Raw genomic sequence first — 22,528 nt, 5'->3', positions numbered from 1 at the left:
TGTTGTGATGTAATTTGCCGATGAAGTCGCAATTCCGCCATGTCGCCCTGATCGGCAAGTACCACGCGCAAGGTTCCCGGTCGGCGCTGGAGGATATCGCGCATTTCCTGGGCACCCAGGGCTGCGAGGTGGCGATAGAGCAGGACACCGCCAGCAACACCGGCCTCACGCAATTCCCGACGCTGGACGCGGCCGGCATAGGCGCCCAGTGCGACCTGGCCCTGGTGGTCGGCGGCGACGGCACCATGCTGGGCATAGGCCGGCTGCTGGCGCAGTTCGGCATCCCGCTGGTGGGCATCAACCAGGGCCGGCTCGGCTTCATCACGGACATCGCCTTTGAGGGCTACCAGGCCACGCTGATCCCCATGCTGCGCGGCGAGTACGAGGAAGACCGCCGCTGGATGATGCAGGCCAAGGTGGTGCGCGACGGCCGCTGCGTCTTCAGCGCCACCGCCATGAACGACGTGGTGGTCAACCGCGGGGCGACCGCCGGCATGGTGGAGCTTCGCGTGGAGGTGGACGGCCGCTTCGTGGCCAACCAGCGCGCCGACGGCCTGATCATCGCCTCGCCCACCGGCTCCACGGCCTATGCGCTGTCGGCCGGCGGCCCGCTGCTGCACCCCTCGATTGCCGGCTGGGTGTTGGCGCCGATTGCGCCGCACACCCTGTCGAACCGGCCCATCGTGCTGTCAGACTCGGGCGAGATCACGATTGAAATCGTCGCCGGCCGGGACGCCAGCGCCAATTTCGACATGCAGTCGCTGGCCAGCCTGCTGCACGGCGACCGCATCACCGTCAGGCGTTCGGAGCACCAGATGCGTTTTCTCCATCCCAAGGGCTGGAGCTACTTTGACACCTTGCGCAAAAAACTCCACTGGAATGAAGGCGGGGCCTGACCGGCCCGTATCCACCTTATGAGCCTCAAAAGCATCTCGCTTCGCGATTTTGTCATCGTCCACGAACTCGAACTGGACCTGTCCGGCGGGTTCACGGTGCTCACCGGTGAAACCGGCGCCGGCAAATCCATCCTGATCGACGCGCTGCAACTTGCGCTGGGCGCGCGCGCCGATGCCGGCGTGGTGCGCGAAAGCGCGGCGCGCTGCGAGATCAGCGCCGAATTCGACAGCCCCCACAGCCTGGCCCCCTGGCTGGAACAGGCCGGCTTCGACGGCGGCGACACCCTGCTGCTGCGCCGCACGGTAGACGCGCAGGGCAAAAGCCGCGCCTGGATCAACGGCAGCGCGGCCACCGCCACCCAGCTCAAGGAGATCGCCGACCAGCTGGTCGACATCCACGGCCAGCATGCCTGGCAAAGCCTGACGCGACCCGACGCGGTGCGCGGCCTGCTGGACTCTTATGCGGACGTTTCCACGGACGAACTCTCGCGCCGCTGGCAGCAGTGGCGCCTGGCGCAAAAGACCTTGGTGGAAGCGCGCGATGCCCAGGACAGCCTGCAGCGCGAACGCGAGCGCCTGGCCTGGCAGATCGGCGAAGTGGACAAGCTCGCGCCCGGCGCCGAGGAGTGGGATGAACTCAATGCCCAGCACGGGCGCCTGTCGAATGCCCAGGCCCTGCGCGATGCGGTGCAGACCGCCGTCGACGCCCTGCAGGAGTCCGACGACAACGCCAACGCGCTGCTGGGCCGCGCGATCACCGCACTGCAGAACCAGGAACACATAGAGCCCGAATTCAAGGCCATGATCGAGGTCCTGAACGGCGCGCTGGCGCAGATGGAAGACACCGTGCACTCGCTCAACGGCTATGCCCGCCATGCCGAACTCGAGCCGCAGCGCCTGGCCGAACTGGACGAGCGGCTGTCGCTGTGGGTCAGCCTGGCGCGCCGCTACAAACGCACGCCGGCCGAGCTGCCGGAATTGCTGGCCTCCTGGCAGGCCGAGCTGCAAAAACTCAATGCCGCGGCCGACCTGGCCCAGCTGGAAAAGAACGAGGCCCAGGCCAAGGCCGCCTACCTCGAGGAAGCCGGCCAGGTGTCCAAGGCCCGCGGCAAGGCCGCGCCCAAACTCGCCAAGGCCATCACCCAGGCCATGCAGGGGCTGGGCATGCAGGGCGGCAAATTCGACGTGGCGCTGGCCAAACTGGAGCAACCCGCCCAGCACGGCCTCGAACAGGCCGAGTTCCTGGTGGCCGGCCACGCCGGCAGCACGCCGCGCCCGGTCGGCAAGGTGGCCTCGGGCGGCGAGCTGTCGCGCATCGCGCTGGCCATTGCCGTCACCACCAGCCAGCTCGGGCAGGCCGAAACCCTGATTTTTGACGAGGTGGATTCGGGCGTGGGCGGCGCCGTCGCCGAAACCGTGGGCCGCCTGATGAAGCAGCTGGGCAAGGACCGCCAGGTCATGGCCGTCACCCATTTGCCCCAGGTGGCGGCCTGCGCCGACCAGCACCTGGTGGTGGCCAAGCGCGCCGAAAACGGCGTCACCCTGAGCGCCGTGGACCATGTCAACGGCGAACAGCGCGTGGCCGAAATCGCCCGCATGCTGGGCGGCGAGCGCCTCTCCGGCACCACGCTGGCCCATGCCAAGGAAATGCTGGGGCAGTGATGGCGGCGCTGGAAATGGTCCTCATCACCGGCATGTCGGGCTCGGGTAAATCCGTGGCCCTGCATGCGCTGGAGGACGCCGGTTATTACTGCGTCGACAACCTGCCCCCGGAACTGCTCACGCCCTTCGTCGCGCTGGAGCAGCAGCACGGCGCGCAAAAGGTGGCGATTGCCATGGACGTGCGCAGCGCCACCTCGCTGCCGCTGGTGCCCCAGCAGCTGCGCCAGCTGCGCGAATCCGGCGTGGTGGTGCAGTCGCTGTTCCTGGACGCCAACACCGAAACCCTGGTGCGCCGATTTTCGGAGACGCGCCGGCTGCATCCGCTGTCGCGCATAGACGCCTCCGACCAGCACCGCGCGCTGGTGGACGCCATCGAACTGGAGCGCGAGCTGCTCGGTGAAATGCGCGAGCAGGCCCATGTGCTGGACACCAGCATGATCCGGTCGTCGCAGCTGCAGGGTTACGTGAAATCGCTGATCTCCGCACCCATCACGCAGCTGACGCTGGTGTTTGAATCCTTCGCGTTCAAGCGCGGCGTGCCGCTGGACGCCGACTATGTGTTCGACGTGCGCATGCTGCCCAACCCGCACTATGAGTCAGGCCTGCGCGAGCTGACGGGACGGGACCAGCCGGTGGCGGACTACCTCAGGGGGCATGCCGAAGTCGGTGAAATGTTCAGCCACATCGAGCAATTCCTCAAGCACTGGCTGAATGCGCTGGTACGCGACCACCGCAGCTATGTGACGGTTGCCATAGGCTGCACCGGCGGCCAGCACCGCTCGGTCTACCTGGTTGAAGAACTGGCGGTGACCTTCAGCCCGCACTGGCGCACGCTGAAGCGGCACCGCGAACTGGACGCCGGCTAGGGGCGTCAGGCGTCCTGCGCGAGCAGCTTGCGTATGGGCGCGGGCAGGCCCAGGCCGGGCCAGGCATCGGGGCTGAACCAGGCGCCCGGCCGCTCCTCCGACACCATGGCCTTGGGCAGGGCCTGGCCGGCGCCAAAGCCCGCAACCCACGGCGACAAATACAAATCCTTGTGGGTCAGCACATGGACAAACTGCGGTAGCGGGTCGAGCCGGGATTGCAGCGAAGCCGGCAGCACCGCCTTGAGTTCGTCATCGCTGTCGAACACCGGCAGGCAATACAACCCGCCCCAGACACCCCGACCCGGGCGCCTTTCAAGCCAGACGGAACCGTCGGGCCGCTGCGCCCACAGCAGGCTCAGACCCTGGGCGCTGCGCTTGAGCTTGCGGGTCTTGACGGGGTATTTTCCGGGCTCACCCTCGGCAAAACCGCGGCACAGCTTCTGGACGGGGCACAGCAGGCACTGCGGCTGGCGCCCGGCGCAGATAGACGCGCCCAGATCCATCAGCCCCTGGGTGTAGCGCGGCATGGCTTCGGAAAGGTTTCGCTTGGGCAGCAGCTCCGTCGCCAGGTTCCACAGCGCTTTTTCATTGGCGCTTTGGGCCAGGTCGGCGGAAAAACCCAGCACCCGCGTGAGCACCCGCTTGACGTTGCCGTCCAGGATGGCGACACGCTCGCCGAAACAGAAGGAGGCAATCGCGGCCGCTGTCGAACGGCCTATGCCGGGCAGGGTCTGGAGCTGCTCCGCCGTGCCCGGAAATTGCCCGCCGTGCAGGGCCACCACGTCTTTTGCGCAGCGGTGCAGGTTGCGCGCGCGGCTGTAATAGCCCAGCCCGCTCCACAGGCCCAGTACTTCATCTTCGCTCGCGGCGGCCAATTGGGCGACCGTGGGGAAGCGCTGCAGGAATCGCGCGTAGTAATCGAGCACGGTCGCGACCTGGGTCTGCTGCAGCATGATTTCGGACAGCCATACGCGATAGGGATCGCGCGTGTTCTGCCAGGGCAGGCTGTTGCGCCCGTGAGTGCTTTGCCAGCGGACGATTTCCGCGGAAAAACCAGCAGGCAAGGCTCAGGCTGCCTCGGGCAGGGCCGCATTCCTGGCGGCCGCGGCGGCGCCCTGCGCCTTGTCCTGCGCCGAGGGGCCGCCCATCAGGTGCGCGGTCAGCTCGGTGAGTTTGGTGTCCAGCTCATTGAGCACGCCTTCCTGCTCGTCGATCTCGGCGATGCGCTCGTCCAGGCCCGATGCGGCCTGCTGGATGCGCTCAATCGCCTCCAGCCTGCGCCCGAAATTGCGGCGCCGCTCGCGCAGCTGGGCGTCCAGCTGTGACGCCGCCGATTTGTTCCAGAGCTCGACCTCGCCCAGCGCGGTTTCATAAACCACGCGCAGGCGCGTGGCCAGCGCGCGCACCAGGCGCTCGGAAAAGTCCGCTTGCGACAGCTTGATCACATTGCCGAGCCCGAGATACTGCAGGTGGCTGCGCTCTATCTGCTCGAGGTCGTGTTCGTAGCGGATCAGCTCCGGCTCCTTGGGCGCCTGCAGCGAAAAGCTGAATTCGGAATTGAGCTGGCGAAAGGACGCGGTCAGCATGGACTGGATTTCGCCGCTCAGAACCTGGGACTTCTGCAGGCCCTCGCGCAGGCGCGAGAAGGTCTGCCCATAGGCTTTTTTGACGCCCAGCTTGATGCCCGGCTGTTTCAGCGCGTTCGTGAGCTCGGCCAGTTCAGCCTTGAGGGTAGGCGTGCTGAGCAGGTTGAACAGGTCGCGCAGCATCTTGAGGTGCACCGAGCGCACCGCGTGAATCTTGGAGCCGCTGGTGTCGAACTCGGCCTGCTCCTGCTCGATGCGGCTGCGCATGTGCTTGATCACCGACACGTTTTTGCCGCGCAGGCCGCGCAGCTCGATCATCTGCTCGGCCAGGTCGCGCCGGCGTATGTGCATGGCACGGCCGGCCTCCGTCCTGAGCTCGCCGATGCCGGCGGCCACCGCCGAGCGCAGGATTTTCTGGCGCTGCCCCATCACGCCCTGGCCCAGCGCCGCCTCAAGCGCCGGCAGGTGGCTGGCCTCCAGCAAGGCCTTGTCGCGGGTCACCTTGGCCACCAGGCCCTTCTGGGCCGAGACGGGAATGACCTGGGACTCGGGCAGGCCGAGGATTTCGGCCGAAGTCGCGCGTTGCCGGTCGATCTGCGCCTTGACCTGCTCAGGCGTGCTCAGCGCATCCCAGAGCGTGTCTATCTTGTTGAGCACCACCAGGCGGGCGTCGCTGCCTTCGCCCTCGGTGATCAGGTGCTCGCGCCAGATCGACAGGTCGGATTTGGTGACACCGGTGTCGGCTGCCAGGATGAACACCACGGCATGCGCCTGGGGAATCAGGCTCACGGTCAGTTCGGGTTCGGCGCCTATGGCGTTCAGGCCGGGGGTGTCGAGGATCACCAGGCCCTGCTTGAGCAGCGGATGCGCGATATTGATGAGCGCGTGGCGCCACTTGGGCACTTCGATCAGGCCGTCGGAGCCGGCCAGAGGGTTGTCGTCAGGGCTGTTGTCGTGCCAGAAGCCGAGCGCGCGCGCCTCGTCCTTGGTGACGTGCCGCACTTCGGCGACTTTTTCCAGTGCCTGGGCCAACTGCGCAGGGTCGTTGACGTCCAGGTCCAGCCGGGTCCACTTCTCGGGCGCCGAGCGCCATTCCATCAGCGCCTGTTTTTGCAGCCGCGTCTCTATGGGCAGCAGGCGCAGGCAGGGCGGCACGTCCGCGTCGTAACCGAGTTCGGTCGGGCACATGGTGGTGCGGCCGGCGCTTGCCGGCATGATGCGGCGGCCGTAGCCGGCGAAAAAGATCGCATTGATCAGTTCGGACTTGCCGCGCGAGAATTCCGCCACAAAAGCCACCATCACCTTGTCGGAACGCACCTGCGACTCCAGCCGCTGCAGGCGCTCCTCGACGGCAGCGTCGAGCAGGTCATGGTCTTTCATCCACTCAGCAAGCAGCTTCAGGCGAAGCGCAAATTCGCGCCGCCACTGGCCATGCTGGTCAAATTGTTCGTTAAAAGACATCGGTCTTCCGTTAAGTGTGGTCGGTCAATATAGCATCGCAGCCCCGAAAGGCCTATTGGCGCGACTACGGACCCAGGTTCAAGGTTTCTGGCAGGTCGCGCAATAAAAAGTGGAACGCTGGCCCTGGCGCATGCTTTTAATGGGCGCTGCGCAGACCCGGCAAGGCTGGCCGGCCCGGTCGTAAACCATGGCCTCCAGCTGGAAATAGCCCGATTCGCCCCAGGCATTCGAGAAGTCCCGCAAGGTACTGCCGCCCTTTGTAACAGCCTGCGCCAGCACCTGGCGTATGGCCGCGTGGAGCAACGCCGCGCGCGGCTTGCTGATGCGGCTGGCCCGCGTGGTGGGGCGTATGCCCGCCAGGAACAAGGCCTCCGAAGCGTAAATATTGCCGACGCCCACCACCGCCTCCCCGCCCAGCAGCAGCTGTTTGATGGGCGTCTGCCGCAGTTTGAGCGCCTGGTGAAAGCCGGCCGCGTCGAAAGCCTCGCTGAGCGGCTCCACGCCCAGGCGGCCCAGCAGCTTTTGGGCGGCCGGGGAATTTTCATCGCTGGCATAGACCACTGCACCAAAACGGCGCGGATCGTTAAGCCTCAGGGTTCCCAGGCTGGTGACCATCTCGAAGTGGTCGTGCTTGCCCGGCGCGGGAAAGCCGGTGCCAAAACTCACACTGCCGGACATGCCCAGGTGAATCAGCAGCAGGCCGTCGCTCAGGTCCACCAGCAGGTATTTGCCGCGCCGGCGAACCGCCAGCACCTGCCGGCCCACAAGCTGGCGCGGCTGGCAGCCAAGCGGCCAGCGCAGGGGTTTACCCATTTCGACGCGCTCTATGCACGCGCCCGCAATGCGGTCCGCAAAGCTCAGGCGGGTGACTTCGACTTCCGGCAGTTCAGGCATAGGTTTTGCAGCTGGGGGCGCCGGTCCGCAGGCGCAAGGTAATTGACAGCAACGCGGGGCCGGCACAAAAGCTTTCATGACAGCCGGGTAAAGCGGGAGCGCCGCGAGGGAGCATCAATTATCATGGTTCGATGAAGAAAAAAACTGGCCTTGCCGGCCTTGCCCTCAGCGGCCTGTGGTTTGTCGTCCCCTTGGCGCTGGCGCAGACCGACGACCCTGTGTCCGCGGCCCCCGCCACGCTGGGCGAGGCCAAGGCAGTGCAGGAGGCCGCACCGTCTTCCCTTCTGGACAGCGCGTTGTTCTACCAGTTGCTGGTCGGCGAAATGACCCTGCAGGACGGCGAGCCCGCCGCGGGTTTCGCCCTCATGCTGGACGCTGCCCGCAAAACCGGCGACGCGCAGCTTTACCAGCGCGCCACCGACATCGCCCTGCAGTCGCGCTCGGGCGACGCGGCCCTGCAATCGGCCCGCGCCTGGAAGCAGGACCAGCCGACCTCGCGCGAGGCCAACCGCTACGTCCTGCAGATCCTGGTGGCGCTCAACCGGATCGCCGACACGGTGGAGCCGCTGCAAACCGAAATCAAGCTGGCCCCGGATGTGGAACGGCCCGCCGTCCTGAGCGCGGTGCCGCGCGTCTATGCCCGCGTGGCGGACAAAAAACTGGCCAGCACCGTGGTGGAAGAAGCGCTTGCCGACTACCTGGGCACACCCGCCACCGCCGGCGCTGCCTGGACGGCGGTGGGCCGCATGCGCCTGGCCGCGGGGGACACCAACGTCGCGCTGGCCGCTGCCAGGCGAGGCCAGGCCGCCGCGCCGCGTGCCGAAGGCCCGGCCCTGGTGGCGCTCGAGTTGATGGACCCCAAGATGCCCGAAGCCGAAGGCGTGGTGCGCGGCTATTTCGAAGGCAACCCCAAGGCCCTGCCTGAAATCAGGATGGGTTATGCCCGCGCCCTGCTGGATGCCCAGCGTTATGCCGAGGCCTCCGCCCAGTTGCAAATCGTGACGCGCGACAAACCCGACATGCCCGAGGGCTGGCTGGTGCTCGGTTCCCTGCAACTGCAGGACAACCAGCTGGCGCAGGCGCAAAGCTCGCTCGAGCGCTACGTCGGCCTGGCTCAGCAGCAGACCTCCGAGGGCGAACGCAACCGCGGCCTGGCGCAGGCCTATTTGTCACTCTCGCAACTGGCGGAAAAACGCAAGGACTACGCTGCGGCGGAAAGCTGGCTCGCCAAGATCGACAATCCCTCCGACCTGGCGCTGGCGCAGACCCGGCGCGCGTCCATCCTGGCCAGCCAGGGCAAGCTCGAAGAAGGCCGCCAACTGATTCGCAAGCTGCCCGAGCGCAATGCGGCCGAGGCCAGGGTCAAGCTCAACGCCGAAGTGTCCCTGTTGCGCGAATTCAAGCAGTACCAGCTGGCCCACGAGGTGCTGGCGCAGGCCCTGGCCAAGACGCCAGACGAAACCGAGCTGCTCTACGACCAGGCCATGATGGCCGAAAAGCTGGGCAAGCTCGACGAAATGGAAAGCCTGCTGCGCAAGGTCATTCAGCTCAAGCCGGACTACCACCACGCCTACAACGCCCTGGGCTATTCGCTCGCCGATCGCAGCGTGCGGCTGCCCGAGGCGCGCGACTTGATCCGCAAGGCGCTGGAATTCGCCCCCTCCGACCCGTTTATCGGCGACAGCCTGGGCTGGGTGGAATTTCGCATGGGCAACAACGCCGAAGCCGTGAAGATCTTCGAGGCGGCCTACAAGGCCAAACCCGACGCCGAGATCGCGGCGCATTTCGGCGAAGTGCTGTGGGCCATGGGCCAGCGCGATCGCGCCATCTCCATCTGGAAGGAAGGCCGGCTGCTCAACCCCGAAAACGAAACGCTGCTAGAGACGCTCAAGCGCCTGCGCGTGAAGCTGTAATCCGGAACCCCGACCTTGCCGTCCCCCCTCCCTACGCGCCGGCTCCGGCTGCTCCTTGTTTTTGCGGGCTTTTTCACGGCACTTTTTCTGGCCGGCTGCGCGCAAACGCCCCGGGCCACGGCCCAGGACGGGCTCAGGAACGAATTCTGGACCGGCCGCATCAGCCTGCAGGTGCAAAGCGAGCCGGCACAGTCTTTTTCAGCCAGCTTCGAGCTCAGGGGCGGGGCCGAACACGGTGAGCTTTCGCTGGTCAGCCCCCTGGGCAATGTGCTGGGCGTGCTGCGCTGGGCGCCCGGCGAGGCGCTGCTGGATTCGGGCAATGGCAAGGTCCAGCGCTTTGCCTCCGTTGACGAGCTGATGGCCCAGGCCACGGGCGCGGCCGTGCCGCTGGGCGCGCTGTTTGCCTGGCTGCGGGGTGACAATGCCGCCGCCAGCGGCTGGTCGGCCGATCTCTCTCGCTACCAGGACGGCCGCATTTCGGCCAAAAGATCCCAGCCAATGCCGCAGGCCGACCTGCGTGTCGTGCTCGACCAGTAGCCACCGCGCCCTTGCACCGGCTTTTGTGTTTTTATGACTTCAAGCGTTTCCATGCCCCCGCTCAAGGCCCTCTATGACGTGCCGGCGCCCGCCAAGCTCAACCTTTTTTTGCACATCACCGGCCGCAGGCCCGACGGCTACCACCTGCTGCAGTCCGTTTTCATGCTGATCGACTGGTGCGACACCCTGCACCTTGAACTGCGCACCGACGGCCGGATCAGCCGCGAGGATCTGGAAACCGACGGCCAGGCGGCAGAGGCCCTGCCCGCGGACGACCTGGCGGTGCGCGCCGCCAGGGCGCTGCAAGCCGCCTGCGGCACCTCGCTGGGCGTGCATATCGGCCTGCAAAAGCGAATTCCCTCGCAGGCCGGCATGGGCGGTGGCTCCTCGGACGCGGCCAGTTGCCTGCTGGCGCTGCAGCGGCTGTGGGGCGTGCGCCTGCCGCCCCAGGAGCTGCAAGCCCTGGCCCTGTCGCTGGGCGCCGACGTGCCTTTTTTCCTCTCGGGCGGCCATGCCTGGGTGGAGGGCATAGGCGAAAAAATCACCCCGCTGGCCCTGCCGCCAGCCCATTTTTTGGTGCTCAAGCCGGCCGCCGGGCTGCCCACCCAAGGTATTTTCAGCGCCCCGGGGCTCAAACGCGACACAGAAACTGCTACAATCCAAGGCTTTGCTGCAAATGCTGAAGGCCAGTCGAAATCCTTTGATTTCGGATTCGGCCGCAACGACTTGCAGCCGGTAGCGCAGAAGATGTGCCCGCAGATAGGCCAATCGCTCGATTGGCTTAAAAGCAGACATTTCCAAGGGCGCATGACCGGCTCCGGAAGTGCTGTATTTGCGCAACTGCCGCACGAAGCAGATTTGCCGAATACCTCAGGATTGCCCGAGGGCTGGAAAGTCCGCAAATGCGGTAATTTGGAAGCGCATCCCCTGGCCGGTTGGTAAAATAACCGCTCTCGAAATGTGTTTCCAAGCGACCATAAATGAATAAGTTATAGGTCTGTTGTTGGCAACAACAACTGTCCTGTGTAGGGGTGTCGCCAAGCTGGTTAAGGCACCGGATTTTGATTCCGGCATTCGCAGGTTCGAATCCTTCCACCCCTGCCAAATTTAAGACTGTGGGCCACAGCCCCGGTGTTGCGGACCCGCCCGGAGCGGGACCGCATGACTCCTGACAGACCCGCATGATGTGTATCGGCGGGTCTGTGTGTTTTTGGAAACACGCCAGGCAAGCGGCGCTCACTGCCAAGCCCCTCTTGCAACGTGTTGTCCCCGTGCGTATTTTGCTTCGATCAGAAATTTCAGCCACGTTCAAGTCCTTGTAGCAGCTGGGCCCCACATGCAAACGCACCACCCCGATTTCATGGTTTTTACCGGCAATGCCAATCCGAGCATGGCCTCCGAGATTGCCCAGAACCTGGGTATTTCGCTGGGCGCGGCCCACGTGGGGCGTTTTTCGGATGGTGAAGTCACCGTCGAGATCCAGCAAAACGTGCGGGCCCGCGATGTGTTCGTGGTGCAGTCGACCTGCGCGCCGACCAACGACAACCTGATGGAATTGCTGATCATGGTCGACGCGCTGAAGCGGGCTTCGGCCGAGCGCATCGCCGCAGTGATCCCGTATTTCGGCTATGCGCGGCAAGACCGCCGCCCGCGTTCGGCGCGTGTGCCCATCACGGCCAAGGTGGTGGCCAACATGCTGCAGGCCGTGGGCGTGTCGCGTGTCCTGACGATGGACCTGCATGCCGACCAGATACAGGGCTTCTTCGACATTCCGGTCGACAACATTTATGCGTCGCCGGTGCTGCTGGGCGATTTGCGGCAGAAAAACTACGCCGACCTGATGGTCGTCTCGCCCGACGTGGGCGGCGTGGTGCGCGCCCGGGCGCTGGCCAAGCAGCTGGGCTGCGACATGGCCATCATCGACAAACGCCGCCCCAAGGCGAACGTGTCGGAAGTGATGCACGTGATCGGTGACATCGAAGGCCGCAACTGCGTGATCATGGACGACATGATCGACACGGCCGGCACGCTGGTCAAGGCGGCCGAGGTGCTCAAGGAGCGCGGCGCCAAGAAGGTTTACGCCTATTGCACGCACCCGATTTTTTCGGGCCCGGCCATAGACCGCATCGCCAAGGGCGACGCGCTCGATGAAGTGGTGATCACCAACACCATTCCGCTGAGCCCGAACGCCGAAGGCTGCAAGAAGATTCGCCAGCTCTCCGTGGCGCCGTTGATCGCTGAGACCATACAGCGCATCGCCAAGGGAGAGTCGGTCATGAGTTTGTTTTCGGACCAGGACAACCTGTTCTGATCTGAAACAAAAAGCGGCTGCCTTACCCGCGAACCCCGAAGTCCAGGGACTTCACCGGTTCATCGGCTCGAGGCAGCTTTTTAAAGCAGAACGAGACTGGTCGCGGTCCGTTCTTTATTGGAGTTGATTATGAAATTCGTCGCTTTTGAGCGCGCAAAGCAGGGCACGGGTGCGAGCCGCCGTCTCCGCATCACGGGCCGCACGCCCGGTATCGTCTATGGTGGCACCGGTGAACCCACGCTGATCGAAATCGATCACAACGCGCTGTTCCACGCCATCAAGAAAGAAGCATTCCATGCTTCCATCCTCGAGATGGAACTGGCCGGCAAAGAACACAAAGTTCTGCTGCGCGACCTGCAAATGCACCCCTACAAGCAGCAGATCCTGCACATCGACTTCCAGCGCGTGGAAGCCAAGACCAAGATGACCGTCAAAGTGCCCGTGCACTACAGCGGTGAAGAAGAGTCTCCAGCCGTCAAGACTGAGAACTGCTTGGTCAACCACGTGATCACCGAATTAACCGTGTCCTGCTTCCCGGCCGACATCCCCGAATTCATCGCCGTCGACCTGAAGGGCCTGAAGAAGGGTTCGCCGCTGCACATCAAGGACATCACGCTGCCAAAGGGCGTGAAGTTTGTCGCCAAGGGCCAGGACAACCCGGTTCTGGTGTCGGTGTCCGCAGTGTCCGAAGAAGCCGAGGCCGATGCCGCAGCAGCCGCTGCCGCCGCCGCACCGGTGGACCCGAAAGCCGCCAAGGCCGCTGCAGCCAAGGAAGCCAAAGCCGGCGCCAAGGCTGACGCCGCCAAGCCTGCCGCCAAGAAGTAATCCACTTCGCGCGCAGGCCTGAAAAGGCCCACGGCCCTTGTCCTCTCGCGGGACAAGGGCCGTTTTTCTTTGCCAGTCTTACCCCGAACGGAAACTTCCAGAAATTCAATTCTAGGGATGCAGGGCAAGGCGCACGGCGCACAGGACACCGGGATGCACTCCAGTGCATGAGGATTCCGAGCACCGTGCAACGCGGCCATGCGCCCTAGAATTGGATTTATGGAAATTTCCGAATGATCAAATTATTTGTCGGCCTGGGCAACCCCGGCCCTGAATACGAGGCCACGCGCCACAACGCCGGCTTCTGGTGGATAGACGCCCTCTCGCGCGAGCTCAAGGCGCCGCTCAGCCTGGACAAAAGCTACCACGGCCAGGTGGCCCGCATCACGGTGAACGGCCAGAACGTCTGGCTGCTCAAGCCGCTGACCTTTATGAATGTGTCGGGAAAATCGGTGGCGGCGCTGGCCCGTTTCTTCAAGGTCGCGCCCGAAGAGGTGCTGGTGGCGCACGACGAGATGGACATCGTGCCCGGCCAGGTCAAGCTCAAGTTCGGCGGCAGCCACGCCGGCCACAACGGCCTGCGCGACATCCATGCGCAGCTGGGCACGCCCGACTACTGGCGCCTGCGCATAGGCGTGGGCCACCCGGGCGTCAAGGCCGAAGTGGTCAACTGGGTGCTGAAAAAGCCCTCGGCCGAACACCGCATCGCCATTGAGGACTGCATCGCGCGCAGCCTCAAGGCCGTGCCGGAGCTGCTCAAGGGCGAGATGGAAAAGGCCACGATGATGATCCACACCAGCACGCCGCCGCGGCCCAAGCCGCCACGCAAACCCGTCGAGCCCGCCGCCGAAGACTGAGGGTCAATCCCCTGCCCTTACCGGCCTAGCGAGCCGTGATGATGGGAATAACGGCCTGCAGGCGCTGGTATTTTTCCCACAGGGTTTCCCGCGTTTCGATGTGTTGCGGGTTGATGGGAATGCAGGCCACGGGGCAGACCTGCACGCACTGCGGCTCGTCGAAATGGCCCACGCATTCGGTGCATTTGTGCGGGTCGATCTCGTAGATTTCCTTGCCCAGGTAGATCGCCTGGTTGGGGCATTCGGGCTCGCAGACGTCGCAGTTGATGCACTCGTCGGTGATCATCAAGGCCATGTCAGCCCCCTTTTGCCGATCGGTGCGCCGCCGCCAGGGCCGCCGCCACCGCCGGGCTCACCATCTGCGCGACGTCGCCGCCCAGCTTGCTGATCTCGCGCACCAGCGTGCTGCTGATGCATTGCAGGGACGCATCGGGCAGCAAAAACACGGTTTCCACTTCCGGCCGCAGCTTGCGGTTCATGGCCGCCATTTGCGCTTCGTAGTCAAAGTCGGTGATGTTGCGTATGCCGCGCACCACGGCCGAGGCCTTTTGCGCCGCGCAAAAATCCATGATCAGGCCGTCAAAGGGCAGCACGCTCACGCCGGCAATGCCTTCGGTCGCGGCCTTCACCTGGGCCACGCGCTGCTCCAGCGTGAACAGGGTTTTTTTGTGGTGGGCCACGGCCACGGCGATGACGACCTGGTCAAACAGCCCCGCGGCGCGGCGCACCACGTCATCATGGCCCAGTGTGAAGGGGTCAAACGTGCCGGAATAGACAGCAATGCGGGGGGTGGCCATGGCTGGAATTATGCCCGCCCCGCCGCCGAAACCTGCCTCTAGGCCCTTGTAACCACGAGGCAGGCAAGGCTGAGGCCTTCTCAGGCCGCCAGGGCGCCCAATCCCGCCAGCAAATGGAAATGCACGGCGCCAGCCTTGCCGCTGCGGTGCACCTGCAGGCCCAGGGACTGCAGTTCCTCGTCGCTCCAGGGCTTGGGCGCCTCCAGGTACACCAGTCCGGTCGGGCCTATGGCCCGCGCGGCGGCCTGCAGCGCGGATTCGAAAAGCGTGGATTCAAAGGGAGGGTCCAGCAGCACCAGCTGCAGACTGCCCGGGGCGACCCGCTTGAGCGCGCTGAGCCCATCGCCGCGCTCGATGCGGCACATATCGGCCTTGAGCCTGGCCTGCACCGCCTTGAGCTGCAGCGCCAGGGCCGGGTCCTGCTCGCACAGCAGCACGTCGGCCGCGCCGCGCGAGGCGGCCTCAAAGCCCAGCGCGCCGGTGCCGGCGAACACGTCCATGCAGCGCCAGCCCGTCAGGTCCTGGCCCAGCCAGTTGAACAGCGTTTCGCGCACACGATCGGGCGTGGGACGCAGGCCAGGCTTGCTGGGCACCGGCAGCTTGCTGCGTTTGTACAAGCCGCCGATGATGCGGATTTCGCCGGGGGGCACGGTCTTGCGGCCCACCACCTTGCCGCCTTTGGGTTTTGCCCCGGCGGTTTTGGCGGGGGTGGATGCGGTGTATTTCATGGCGCGGCGCCCAGGATCAAGGTCACCATTTTCTCGGGCTGCAGCTTGCGCGCGAAGGCCGCCTTGATGTCGGCCACCGTCACCTTGTCCACTTGCTGCGTCCAGGTGTCCAGGTAATCGAGCGGCAGGCCGTTCCAGGCGATGCTGGCGATGTTGTCCAGCAGCTTGCGGTTGCTGTCTATGCGCAGCGCAAAACCGCCTACCAGGTTGTCCTTGGCGTCCTTCAGTTCAGCCTCGGTGGGGCCCTTGGCGACAAAGTCCTTGACCACCTCGCGCACCAGCGCCACCGCCTGGTCGGCCTGGTCGGGCCGCGTCTGCAGGCCCACAGTGAAGCTGCCGGCATGCAGGCCGGGCGAGAAATAGCTGTAGACGCCGTAAGTCAGCCCCCGCTTTTCACGCACTTCCCGCGTCAGGCGCGAGGCAAAACCACCGCCGCCCAGGATGTAGTTGCCCACGGTCAGCGCGAAATAATCGGGGTCGTCGCGCTTGAAGCCGGGCTGGCCCATCAGCACGTGGGCCTGCGCCGAATCAAAGGGAATGCGTTTTTCCTCGGCCTGGGCCAGCGGCGCCACCTCGGGCACCTGCGGCATGGGTGGCAGGCTGGCGCACGGCACCTGCGGCAGGCGCGACAGCAGGCGCGCCGCGATCGCATCGGCCTGCGCGCGCGTCACCGCGCCCACCATGCTGATGCGCGCGCGGCAGGCCACCACGCCGGCGCTGTAGAAAGCGCGCATGTCGGCGATGCTGATGCGCGCCAGCGTGGCTTCGGTCACCTCATAGCCGTAGGGATGCGTGCCGTACACCGCCTTCGCGTAGGCGCGGGCAATGATGCTGCCGGGCCGGGTGTAGGACTCTTTGAGCGATGCCACCATGCGCTCGCGTTCACGCTGCCAGATGGCGCCGGGAAAGGACGGCTGCGCGATCTGGCGAGCCGCGAGCGCCACGGCCTTGTCGAGCAGTTCGGGATCGGTCAGGGAGCGCAGCGAAAAACCCAGGCGCTCCCCCGTGGCGCTGACGCCGAACTGCGCGCCCAGGTCGGCCCAGGCCTCGCTGAGCGCATTCTCGTCCATGGCGGGTTCGCCGTTTTTGGCTTCCAGGCCTTTGTCCAGCATGGTCATGGTCATGCTCGCCAGGCCCGCCTGGGCGGCCGGGTCGCGCCGGGTGCCGGCGTCAAAATCGACCTGCACGTCGAGCATGGCGATGGCCGGGCTTTCGACCAGGTACACCTGCGCGCCGCCGGGCTGCGTCCACTGCTGGATGGGGATGGCCGCGCCGGCCGTTGCCTGCAGGCACAGGCCAATAAAGCCGGCAACCCAGTGGGTAAGAGAGCGCTTGGCCCTGTATTTCATGGCGATGGTCATGGGGATTCGGGTTATCGGGTTCAGGAGCCGTCGCCATGGCGAATGGGGAGCGCCGGCTTTCGGGGTTTGCGATTGGGGTCTGCGGGCTGGGGCAGCAAGGTGACCAGCGTCATCTGGTCGTCGCCGAAGTATTTGGCGGCCACCGCCTGCACTTCGGCGGCCGTCACGCGGCGCAGGCCGGCGATCACGCGTTCGCTGCCGTCCAGCGGCAGGCCCTGTATCCAGTTGGAGCCCAGCTCGCGCGCCTGGCTGAACACGGAGTCGAGCTTGTAAATCTCGCCGGCCACCCACTGGGTCTTGACGCGCTTGAGTTCCGCTTCGCTCACGCCTTCGCGCGCCACCAGGGCAACTTCCCGGCGCAAAGCCTCGGCCACCTGCTGCGTGGTCTTGCCGTCCGCGGGAACGCCGTCCAGTACAAACAGCTGCGGCCCGCGACCCATCAGGCCGTTGGAAGCCCCGGCGCCGTCGGACAGCCGGTTGTCGCCCTGCCCCAGGGCGCGCTCCAGGCGCGCGCCGCCATAGCCGTCAAGCACCGCGGCCAGCACGGTCAAGGCCAGCGCGTCGCGGCTGCCCGCCGCCGTCGGCGAGGCCGGTGCGCCGGCGGCCGGGTCCATGAGATCGGCTGGCTCCAGCTTGGGCACCTTGAAGGACATGCTCACGTAAGCCTGGCTGGCCGGGGCCTTGTAATCCAGGCGGCGCGGGCCGTCCTGCTCAGGCTCGGTGCGGGGCTTGCGCTCGGGCACAGGCCGCGCGGGGATGCCGCCGTAGTATTTCTCGGCGAGTTTCCTGACCTGGGCGACTTCCACGTCACCCGCCACCACCACGGCCGCATTGGCCGGCACATACCAGCGCCGGTAGAAATCACGCACGTCGGCCGGCGTCATGGCGTCCAGGTCGCTCATCCAGCCGACGACGGAGCGCCGGTAAGGCGAGGCCAGGAAGGTCACGGCCGTGCCCTGCTCGTGGAGCATGGCGCGCGGCGAATCCTCGGTGCGCAGGCGGCGCTCCTCCTTGACCACCTCGATCTCGCGTTTGAATTCCTCGTCAGGCCACTGCATGTGGGCAAAGCGGTCGGCCTCCAGCCGCATCACCTCCTCCAGCTTGCCGGCCGGAATCTGCTGGTGATAGCCGGTGTAGTCGCGGGTGGTGAAGGCATTGTCGCGCCCGCCCAGCGCGGCAACCCGCTTGGCAAAATCACCGGGCTTTACCGTGGCTGTGCCCTTGAACATCATGTGTTCCAGCGCATGGGCCACGCCCGAGGTGCCGTCCACTTCGTCCATGGAGCCTACCCGCACCCACAGCATGTGGGCCGCCGTGGGCGCGCGGTGGTCGGGTTTGACAATCACCGTGAGGCCGTTGGCCAGCGTGAACTTCTCCACCACCGGCGCCGGGGCGGGTGCCTGGGCGAAAGCGGCGGCTCCCAGGCACAAGGCCAGCAGGGCGGCCGGGGCGCGGGGAAGGCGGAAAACGGGGCAGGAAAGGGGTACTGGCTGCGTCAAAAGGGCTTGTCTGGGGTGTTTCATAGAATAGATGGGTGGCGCCGCACGTTGCCCCGCAACGGTGCAACAGCCCACTAGGACTCCGCAAGCATACCCAATGTTCAGTTTTTTCAAGAAAAAATCCCCCCTCCCGCCGCCGTGCCTTCCACGGCGTCGCCCGCGCCGGCGGCAGACGCCGTTCCCGCGCCGGCGCCCGCCGGGGGTGGATTGATAGGCAGCGCGCTGGTCACCCCCATCGCCATGCCGGCACCCGGCGCCGTCCCGCCGGAACGCGAGCGCTGGCTCAGCAAGCTGCAGGCCGGCCTGCGCAAGACCGGCTCCAGCATTTCAACGGTGTTCACCGGCAGCCGCATCGACGACGCGCTTTACGAAGACCTTGAAACCGCGCTGCTGATGGCCGACGCGGGCACCAAGGCCACCGAACACCTGCTGGCCGACGTCAAGCGCCGCGTACGCGAAGGCGGCATGACGCATCCCGTGGCCGTCAAGAACGCGCTGGTGGACGCCATCGCGCAATTGCTCAAGCCGCTGGAGCAGCCGCTGGTGATAGGCCAGTACCAGCCCACCGTGATCATGGTCACCGGCGTGAACGGCGCCGGCAAAACCACCTCCATCGGCAAGCTCACACGCCACCTGGCCACCGAGGGTGCCTCGGTGCTGCTCGCGGCGGCCGACACCTTTCGCGCGGCGGCGCGCGAGCAGCTCAGCGTCTGGGCCGACCGCAACACCGTCGAGATCGTGAGCCAGGAAGGGGGCGACCCGGCTGCCGTGAGCTTTGACGCCGTGAGCGCCGGCAAGGCGCGCGGCAAGGATGTGGTGCTGGTCGATACCGCCGGCCGCCTGCCCACGCAGCTGCACCTCATGGAAGAGCTGCGCAAGATCAAGCGCGTGGTGCAAAAGGCGGAGGCCACGGCCCCGCACGAAGTATTGCTGGTGATCGACGGCAACACCGGGCAAAACGCCCTGGCCCAGGTCAAGGCCTTTGACGACACTTTGCAACTGACCGGCCTTATCGTGACCAAGCTGGATGGCACGGCCAAGGGTGGCGTGCTGGCGGCCATTGCGCTGTGGGCCCGCGAACGCGCGCTGGCCTCGCCGGCGCTGCGCCCCGTGTCGGTGTATTTCATCGGCGTGGGCGAGCAGCTCGAAGACCTGGAAACCTTTAACGCACGCGAATTCGCGCAGGCCCTGCTGGGTTAGGCGCTTTCCTCAGGCGCCGCCCAGGCGCAACAGCAGCACCGCGGCCACCACAAAGGCCACGATAAACACGGTCTCGGTGACCAGCATGGCCACCGGCTTCCAGCCCAGCTTGAGCAGGTCCTCAAAACTGGTCTTGACACCCGCGGCAGCAATGGCAGTGACCAGCATCCAGCGCGAGGCATCGCCGGCCAGCTGAACCAGCGGCGGGCTGATGAGGCCGGCACTGGCCAGCATCACCAGCACGACAAAGGCCAGCAGAAAGCCGGGCACCAGCGGCACCTCGGTTTCCGGCACCTTCACGGCCGGATGCTTGCGGTACATCACGGCCACCGCCAGCACCACCGGCATCAGCATCATGACGCGGAACAGTTTGACCACCGTCGCCGTGTCGCCGGCCTGCGGCCCCAGCATCATGCCGGCCGCCACCACCTGCGCCACATCATGGATGGAGCCGCCCAGCACGATGCCGGCCTGCCCCGGCAGCAGGCCTAGGGCCTGCAGGCTGAAGGGATAGACCACCATGGCCAGCGTCGACAGCACCGTGACGCCCACGACGGCCAGCAGCGTGAAGCGCTCGTTCTCTTTGGTTTGCGGCAGCACCGAAGACACCGCCAGCGCCGCCGACGCCCCGCAAATGGCCACGGCGCTGCCCGAGAGCAGGCCTTCGTCGCGCGAACACTTGAGCCAGCGCGCCAGCAACACGCCCAGCCCTATCGTGAGCAACACCGCCAGCACGATGACCGCCGCGGTTCCCAGGCCCAACTGGGCCACCTGCGAAAAAGTGATGCGCGCGCCCAGCAGGGCCACGCCGACACGCAGCACCACACGCCCGCAAAAACCTATGCCCTTGGCCGCCTGCGGATGGCTGTTCAGAAAGTGAAAGGCCAGGCCTATCAGCAGCGCGTACAACAGCTGCGGCCCGCCGTAATGCTCGGACACAAAGGTGGCCGCCAGTGCGATCACCATGCACACCAGCACACCCGGGAAATACGTGCTCAAGGAAGCCAGCTGCATGCGCCATGTGTGAATCATCGGAACCCAATAAAAATGTCAGAAAAAGTGGTGGGTGAGGCGCCCGCCTCATGAGCGCTTGTCTTGGGGCTTGAGCACGCCTTCGAGCAGGGCGGCGCCTGCCGGGCTGCCGGCCACCAGCATCCGGCTCTCCAGCAGCGGCAGGCCGTCCATCGCCTGCATCACGGCGCCGGCTTCGCGCAGCAGCACGGCGCCTGCCGCCGCGTCCCAGGCGCCCATGCCGCGCTCCCAGAAGGCGTCTACCCTGCCGGCCGCCACATAGGCCAGCTCCAGCGCCATCGCGCCGCTGCGGCGCACCTGGCCGAAGGTTTTCAACACGCGGCCGAATTCGGCAAGGTAGTCGTCCATGAAGGGCGCGCCGGGTTTGGGGAACACCGTGGCGACCAGGCACTGGCCCGGCAGGCGCGGGCCTGCGCAGGCGATGGGCCGCCCGTTCAGCCGGGCGCCCAGCCCAGTCGCGGCCGTGAAGACCTCATCGCGAGAAGGATCAACGATTACGCCCAGCACCGGCTCCCGGCCCACGCAGAGGGCGATGGACACCGCGTACTGCGGGTAGCCGCGCGCGAAGTTCGCCGTGCCGTCTATCGGGTCCACCAGCCAGGTGGGGCCGTCCGTCAACTCGCCGCCGCCCTCCTCGCCGACAAAGCGGCCCTGCGGCAGCGCATGCTGCAGGGCTTCCTGCAGGTCCTCCTCCACTTCGCGGTCAAAGCGCGTGACCCAATCGCCGGGCGCTTTCTGGCTCACGTCGGCCGGTTTCAGGCCGGCCTGGGCTTGCTGGATGCGGGCGGCCGCTTCCATGCCGGCCAGCCTGGCCTTCTCCAGTAAAAAAACAAGGTCCATGCTCAAGCTCTCTTGGACAGCACACTGACGTAGTCGTGCGCCTGGGTGTTGATGGTCGACACGCGATACTCCACCGGCTTGTCGCCAAAGGTCAGCGCCAGCCGGTGCACCTCCATCACCGGCGCGCCGGCCGCCACGCCCAACACGCGGGCCGTGGTTTTGTCGGCCGCCGCCGCGCGCGCGCGCTCCTGCGCGCGCAGCACGGTGATGCCGAAGTCGGTCTGGTACAGCGCGTAAATCGTGCTGGGCCTTTCGACAAAACGCTTTTCGGTGAGATTGCGAAACAGCGCTGCCGAAATCGCCAGCCTGTCGTGCATCACCACGCGGCCGCGCAGCGCGAGCCGGTTCTCGGCCCTGAACACCGGCTCGCCGGCCTTGATGCGCAAGGCGCCGGCCTCGGCTTCCGTCGCCCGCTCGCGCGCGAAGGCGATGCAATCGATTTCGGGGTAGTCGCGCTCGCGCGCCTCATCGTCGTCGCCGAAATTCCAGCGCGGCTCCACATGGAAAAACTGGAACATGAAACGGGCATCGGTGTGCGGCGCCACAAACGTGCCCTTGCCTTGGCGGCGCAGTAGCACGTGCTCGTGCACCAGTTCGTCCACCGCATGGCGCAAGGTGCCCACACTGACCTGCAGGCCGGTGGCGATTTCAGCCTCGCTGGGCAGGGGTTTACCCGGACCGTAGTGGCCGGCTTCAATGAGTTTTTGCAGCTCGCGCTTGACCTGGCGGTACAGCGGCATGGTGTCCCCGCCCGCCAGCGGGCGCAGGGAGGTGGGTCTGGTTTTCGCGTTCACGGCGCCCATTGAAACACCGATGGGCGGGTCGTACAAGTCATATATATGAGTGAATTGACAAGGTGCGGGCCCTCCATAAAACTGGCGGCTCGATTCAACCCAGCCCCTTGATGGAGAACCCATGATTCATTTTGTATTGCATGACGCCAAAGACACCGTGGCCGTCGTGGTGGTGGAAGGTGTAAAGGCCGGAACCGCCATGACCGGCTGGATCATGGACGAGGACCGCATGATCAATGTGCAGGCCCAGCAGGACATCCCCATTGGCCACAAGGTGGCGCTCAAGGACATGGCCGTCGGCGATACGGTGCTCAAGTACGGCATCGACATGGGCAAGGTCGTCGCCAACATCAAGGCGGGCCAGCATGCACACGTACATAACATCAAAACCAAACGCTGGTGATTGACGGCGCTGCCGGCTACTGCGCGGGCGGGATGCGTCGTTGCAAATCCTCGCCGGGCAGTAGCC

General features: G+C 65.7%; 21 protein-coding genes, 1 tRNA gene and 1 pseudogene. 12 read left to right on the top strand and 11 right to left on the bottom strand.

Annotated elements, in window-relative coordinates; translation table 11 throughout:
- The first annotated feature begins 20 nt into the window (after nucleotides 1-20).
- From ACEN9P_RS16220 to rapZ, 3 genes are read left to right on the top strand one after another with little or no spacing between them, the layout of a single operon-like run.
- Entirely contained in the window at nucleotides 21-896 is an 876-nt protein-coding gene (locus tag ACEN9P_RS16220) for an NAD kinase (RefSeq protein ID WP_477662324.1), read from the top strand.
- 18 nt (nucleotides 897-914) lie between these two features.
- Entirely contained in the window at nucleotides 915-2,558 is a 1,644-nt protein-coding gene (recN, locus tag ACEN9P_RS16215) for a DNA repair protein RecN (protein ID WP_495619805.1), read from the top strand.
- Nucleotides 2,558-3,424, top strand: coding sequence for an RNase adapter RapZ (rapZ, locus tag ACEN9P_RS16210; protein WP_477662326.1), 867 nt, complete (start codon nucleotides 2,558-2,560; stop codon nucleotides 3,422-3,424). The genes recN and rapZ overlap by 1 nt, the downstream gene beginning before the upstream one ends.
- Nucleotides 3,425-3,429: 5 nt before the next feature.
- Here rapZ and mutY read toward each other — a convergent pair whose 3' ends face one another.
- From mutY to mutM, 3 genes are all read right to left on the bottom strand, one after another.
- A complete protein-coding gene (mutY, locus tag ACEN9P_RS16205; protein ID WP_477662327.1) occupies nucleotides 3,430-4,488 on the bottom strand; it encodes an A/G-specific adenine glycosylase in 1,059 nt (352 codons plus the stop codon).
- Nucleotides 4,489-4,491: 3 nt separating this feature from the next.
- The gene (locus tag ACEN9P_RS16200) at nucleotides 4,492-6,471 is read right to left on the bottom strand and encodes a dynamin family protein (RefSeq protein WP_477662328.1); all 1,980 of its coding nucleotides are present in this window, start codon (nucleotides 6,469-6,471) and stop codon (nucleotides 4,492-4,494) included.
- 78 nt (nucleotides 6,472-6,549) lie between these two features.
- Complete coding sequence (gene mutM / locus ACEN9P_RS16195; protein ID WP_477662329.1) at nucleotides 6,550-7,365, bottom strand: bifunctional DNA-formamidopyrimidine glycosylase/DNA-(apurinic or apyrimidinic site) lyase; 816 nt, start codon at nucleotides 7,363-7,365, stop codon at nucleotides 6,550-6,552.
- A gap of 131 nt (nucleotides 7,366-7,496) precedes the next feature.
- Here mutM and ACEN9P_RS16190 point away from each other — a divergent pair, with 131 nt between their 5' ends.
- From ACEN9P_RS16190 to pth, 7 genes are all read left to right on the top strand, one after another.
- Nucleotides 7,497-9,278 carry a tetratricopeptide repeat protein gene (locus tag ACEN9P_RS16190; RefSeq protein ID WP_495619804.1) on the top strand — a complete coding sequence of 594 codons (1,782 nt, stop codon included), beginning with the start codon at nucleotides 7,497-7,499 and terminating at the stop codon, nucleotides 9,276-9,278.
- A gap of 15 nt (nucleotides 9,279-9,293) precedes the next feature.
- Entirely contained in the window at nucleotides 9,294-9,815 is a 522-nt protein-coding gene (locus tag ACEN9P_RS16185; RefSeq protein WP_495619803.1) for an outer membrane lipoprotein LolB, read from the top strand.
- Between the two features lie 33 nt (nucleotides 9,816-9,848).
- Nucleotides 9,849-10,757 (top strand): 4-(cytidine 5'-diphospho)-2-C-methyl-D-erythritol kinase, encoded by a 909-nt coding sequence (locus ACEN9P_RS16180; protein ID WP_495619802.1) that lies wholly within the window; start codon nucleotides 9,849-9,851, stop codon nucleotides 10,755-10,757.
- Between the two features lie 85 nt (nucleotides 10,758-10,842).
- A tRNA-Gln gene (locus ACEN9P_RS16175) sits at nucleotides 10,843-10,919 on the top strand.
- Between the two features lie 232 nt (nucleotides 10,920-11,151).
- Nucleotides 11,152-12,126 (top strand): ribose-phosphate pyrophosphokinase, encoded by a 975-nt coding sequence (locus ACEN9P_RS16170; RefSeq protein WP_007862847.1) that lies wholly within the window; start codon nucleotides 11,152-11,154, stop codon nucleotides 12,124-12,126.
- A 129-nt stretch (nucleotides 12,127-12,255) separates the two neighbouring features.
- Complete coding sequence (locus tag ACEN9P_RS16165) at nucleotides 12,256-12,951, top strand: 50S ribosomal protein L25/general stress protein Ctc (protein WP_092132828.1); 696 nt, start codon at nucleotides 12,256-12,258, stop codon at nucleotides 12,949-12,951.
- 233 nt (nucleotides 12,952-13,184) lie between these two features.
- Nucleotides 13,185-13,808: an aminoacyl-tRNA hydrolase gene (gene pth, locus ACEN9P_RS16160; RefSeq protein ID WP_477662333.1), complete on the top strand. Its 624-nt coding sequence runs from the start codon at nucleotides 13,185-13,187 to the stop codon at nucleotides 13,806-13,808.
- 25 nt (nucleotides 13,809-13,833) lie between these two features.
- On the opposite strand, the gene ACEN9P_RS16155 is transcribed toward pth, so the two are convergent.
- The 5 genes from ACEN9P_RS16155 to ACEN9P_RS16135 form a co-directional block, all read right to left on the bottom strand.
- Nucleotides 13,834-14,103 carry a YfhL family 4Fe-4S dicluster ferredoxin gene (locus tag ACEN9P_RS16155; protein ID WP_074576597.1) on the bottom strand — a complete coding sequence of 90 codons (270 nt, stop codon included), beginning with the start codon at nucleotides 14,101-14,103 and terminating at the stop codon, nucleotides 13,834-13,836.
- Nucleotide 14,104: 1 nt separating this feature from the next.
- Nucleotides 14,105-14,605, bottom strand: a complete 501-nt coding sequence (gene coaD, locus ACEN9P_RS16150) for a pantetheine-phosphate adenylyltransferase (RefSeq protein ID WP_477662335.1) — start codon at nucleotides 14,603-14,605, stop codon at nucleotides 14,105-14,107.
- 80 nt (nucleotides 14,606-14,685) lie between these two features.
- Nucleotides 14,686-15,333: a 16S rRNA (guanine(966)-N(2))-methyltransferase RsmD gene (gene rsmD / locus ACEN9P_RS16145; protein ID WP_477662336.1), complete on the bottom strand. Its 648-nt coding sequence runs from the start codon at nucleotides 15,331-15,333 to the stop codon at nucleotides 14,686-14,688.
- Nucleotides 15,330-16,694 (bottom strand): M16 family metallopeptidase, encoded by a 1,365-nt coding sequence (locus ACEN9P_RS16140; protein WP_495619801.1) that lies wholly within the window; start codon nucleotides 16,692-16,694, stop codon nucleotides 15,330-15,332. Before ACEN9P_RS16140 ends, rsmD begins: the two co-directional genes overlap by 4 nt.
- Nucleotides 16,695-16,714: 20 nt before the next feature.
- The gene (locus ACEN9P_RS16135) at nucleotides 16,715-18,217 is read right to left on the bottom strand and encodes a M16 family metallopeptidase (protein WP_495619800.1); all 1,503 of its coding nucleotides are present in this window, start codon (nucleotides 18,215-18,217) and stop codon (nucleotides 16,715-16,717) included.
- A 73-nt stretch (nucleotides 18,218-18,290) separates the two neighbouring features.
- Between ACEN9P_RS16135 and ftsY the strand changes: the two are divergent.
- Nucleotides 18,291-19,393 (top strand): annotated as a pseudogene (gene ftsY / locus ACEN9P_RS16130) (signal recognition particle-docking protein FtsY).
- A 9-nt stretch (nucleotides 19,394-19,402) separates the two neighbouring features.
- On the opposite strand, the gene ACEN9P_RS16125 reads toward ftsY, so the two are convergent.
- From ACEN9P_RS16125 to ACEN9P_RS16115, 3 genes are read right to left on the bottom strand one after another with little or no spacing between them, the layout of a single operon-like run.
- Nucleotides 19,403-20,425, bottom strand: coding sequence for a YeiH family protein (locus ACEN9P_RS16125; RefSeq protein WP_495619799.1), 1,023 nt, complete (start codon nucleotides 20,423-20,425; stop codon nucleotides 19,403-19,405).
- A 48-nt stretch (nucleotides 20,426-20,473) separates the two neighbouring features.
- On the bottom strand, nucleotides 20,474-21,265 hold the full coding sequence (locus ACEN9P_RS16120) for an inositol monophosphatase family protein (protein ID WP_495619798.1): 792 nt from the start codon (nucleotides 21,263-21,265) through the stop codon (nucleotides 20,474-20,476).
- Between the two features lie 2 nt (nucleotides 21,266-21,267).
- Nucleotides 21,268-22,068 carry a GntR family transcriptional regulator gene (locus ACEN9P_RS16115; protein ID WP_477662342.1) on the bottom strand — a complete coding sequence of 267 codons (801 nt, stop codon included), beginning with the start codon at nucleotides 22,066-22,068 and terminating at the stop codon, nucleotides 21,268-21,270.
- A gap of 112 nt (nucleotides 22,069-22,180) precedes the next feature.
- Between ACEN9P_RS16115 and ACEN9P_RS16110 the strand changes: the two genes are divergently transcribed.
- Entirely contained in the window at nucleotides 22,181-22,462 is a 282-nt protein-coding gene (locus ACEN9P_RS16110; protein WP_007862870.1) for a UxaA family hydrolase, read from the top strand.
- Nucleotides 22,463-22,528 lie beyond the last annotated feature (66 nt).

Source organism: Polaromonas sp. Polasp52, from assembly GCF_059491565.1.
This window is presented reverse-complemented; position numbering and strand designations above follow the sequence as displayed.

What these genes read in the sequence shown, in the direction of transcription:
- rapZ (WP_477662326.1), top strand. Translation starts at nt 2,558, where the DNA reads ATGGCGGCGCTGGAAATGGTCCTCATCACCGGCATGTCGGGCTCGGGT.
- ACEN9P_RS16165 (WP_092132828.1), top strand. Translation starts at nt 12,256, where the DNA reads ATGAAATTCGTCGCTTTTGAGCGCGCAAAGCAGGGCACGGGTGCGAGC.
- ACEN9P_RS16135 (WP_495619800.1), bottom strand. Translation starts at nt 18,217, where the DNA reads ATGAAACACCCCAGACAAGCCCTTTTGACGCAGCCAGTACCCCTTTCC.
- recN (WP_495619805.1), top strand. Translation starts at nt 915, where the DNA reads ATGAGCCTCAAAAGCATCTCGCTTCGCGATTTTGTCATCGTCCACGAA.
- ACEN9P_RS16170 (WP_007862847.1), top strand. Translation starts at nt 11,152, where the DNA reads ATGCAAACGCACCACCCCGATTTCATGGTTTTTACCGGCAATGCCAAT.
- ACEN9P_RS16155 (WP_074576597.1), bottom strand. Translation starts at nt 14,103, where the DNA reads ATGGCCTTGATGATCACCGACGAGTGCATCAACTGCGACGTCTGCGAG.
- ACEN9P_RS16200 (WP_477662328.1), bottom strand. Translation starts at nt 6,471, where the DNA reads ATGTCTTTTAACGAACAATTTGACCAGCATGGCCAGTGGCGGCGCGAA.
- mutM (WP_477662329.1), bottom strand. Translation starts at nt 7,365, where the DNA reads ATGCCTGAACTGCCGGAAGTCGAAGTCACCCGCCTGAGCTTTGCGGAC.
- ACEN9P_RS16220 (WP_477662324.1), top strand. Translation starts at nt 21, where the DNA reads ATGAAGTCGCAATTCCGCCATGTCGCCCTGATCGGCAAGTACCACGCG.
- ACEN9P_RS16120 (WP_495619798.1), bottom strand. Translation starts at nt 21,265, where the DNA reads ATGGACCTTGTTTTTTTACTGGAGAAGGCCAGGCTGGCCGGCATGGAA.
- ACEN9P_RS16115 (WP_477662342.1), bottom strand. Translation starts at nt 22,068, where the DNA reads ATGGGCGCCGTGAACGCGAAAACCAGACCCACCTCCCTGCGCCCGCTG.
- ACEN9P_RS16140 (WP_495619801.1), bottom strand. Translation starts at nt 16,694, where the DNA reads ATGACCATCGCCATGAAATACAGGGCCAAGCGCTCTCTTACCCACTGG.
- ACEN9P_RS16190 (WP_495619804.1), top strand. Translation starts at nt 7,497, where the DNA reads ATGAAGAAAAAAACTGGCCTTGCCGGCCTTGCCCTCAGCGGCCTGTGG.
- ACEN9P_RS16180 (WP_495619802.1), top strand. Translation starts at nt 9,849, where the DNA reads ATGACTTCAAGCGTTTCCATGCCCCCGCTCAAGGCCCTCTATGACGTG.
- pth (WP_477662333.1), top strand. Translation starts at nt 13,185, where the DNA reads ATGATCAAATTATTTGTCGGCCTGGGCAACCCCGGCCCTGAATACGAG.
- coaD (WP_477662335.1), bottom strand. Translation starts at nt 14,605, where the DNA reads ATGGCCACCCCCCGCATTGCTGTCTATTCCGGCACGTTTGACCCCTTC.
- rsmD (WP_477662336.1), bottom strand. Translation starts at nt 15,333, where the DNA reads ATGAAATACACCGCATCCACCCCCGCCAAAACCGCCGGGGCAAAACCC.
- ACEN9P_RS16110 (WP_007862870.1), top strand. Translation starts at nt 22,181, where the DNA reads ATGATTCATTTTGTATTGCATGACGCCAAAGACACCGTGGCCGTCGTG.
- ACEN9P_RS16125 (WP_495619799.1), bottom strand. Translation starts at nt 20,425, where the DNA reads ATGATTCACACATGGCGCATGCAGCTGGCTTCCTTGAGCACGTATTTC.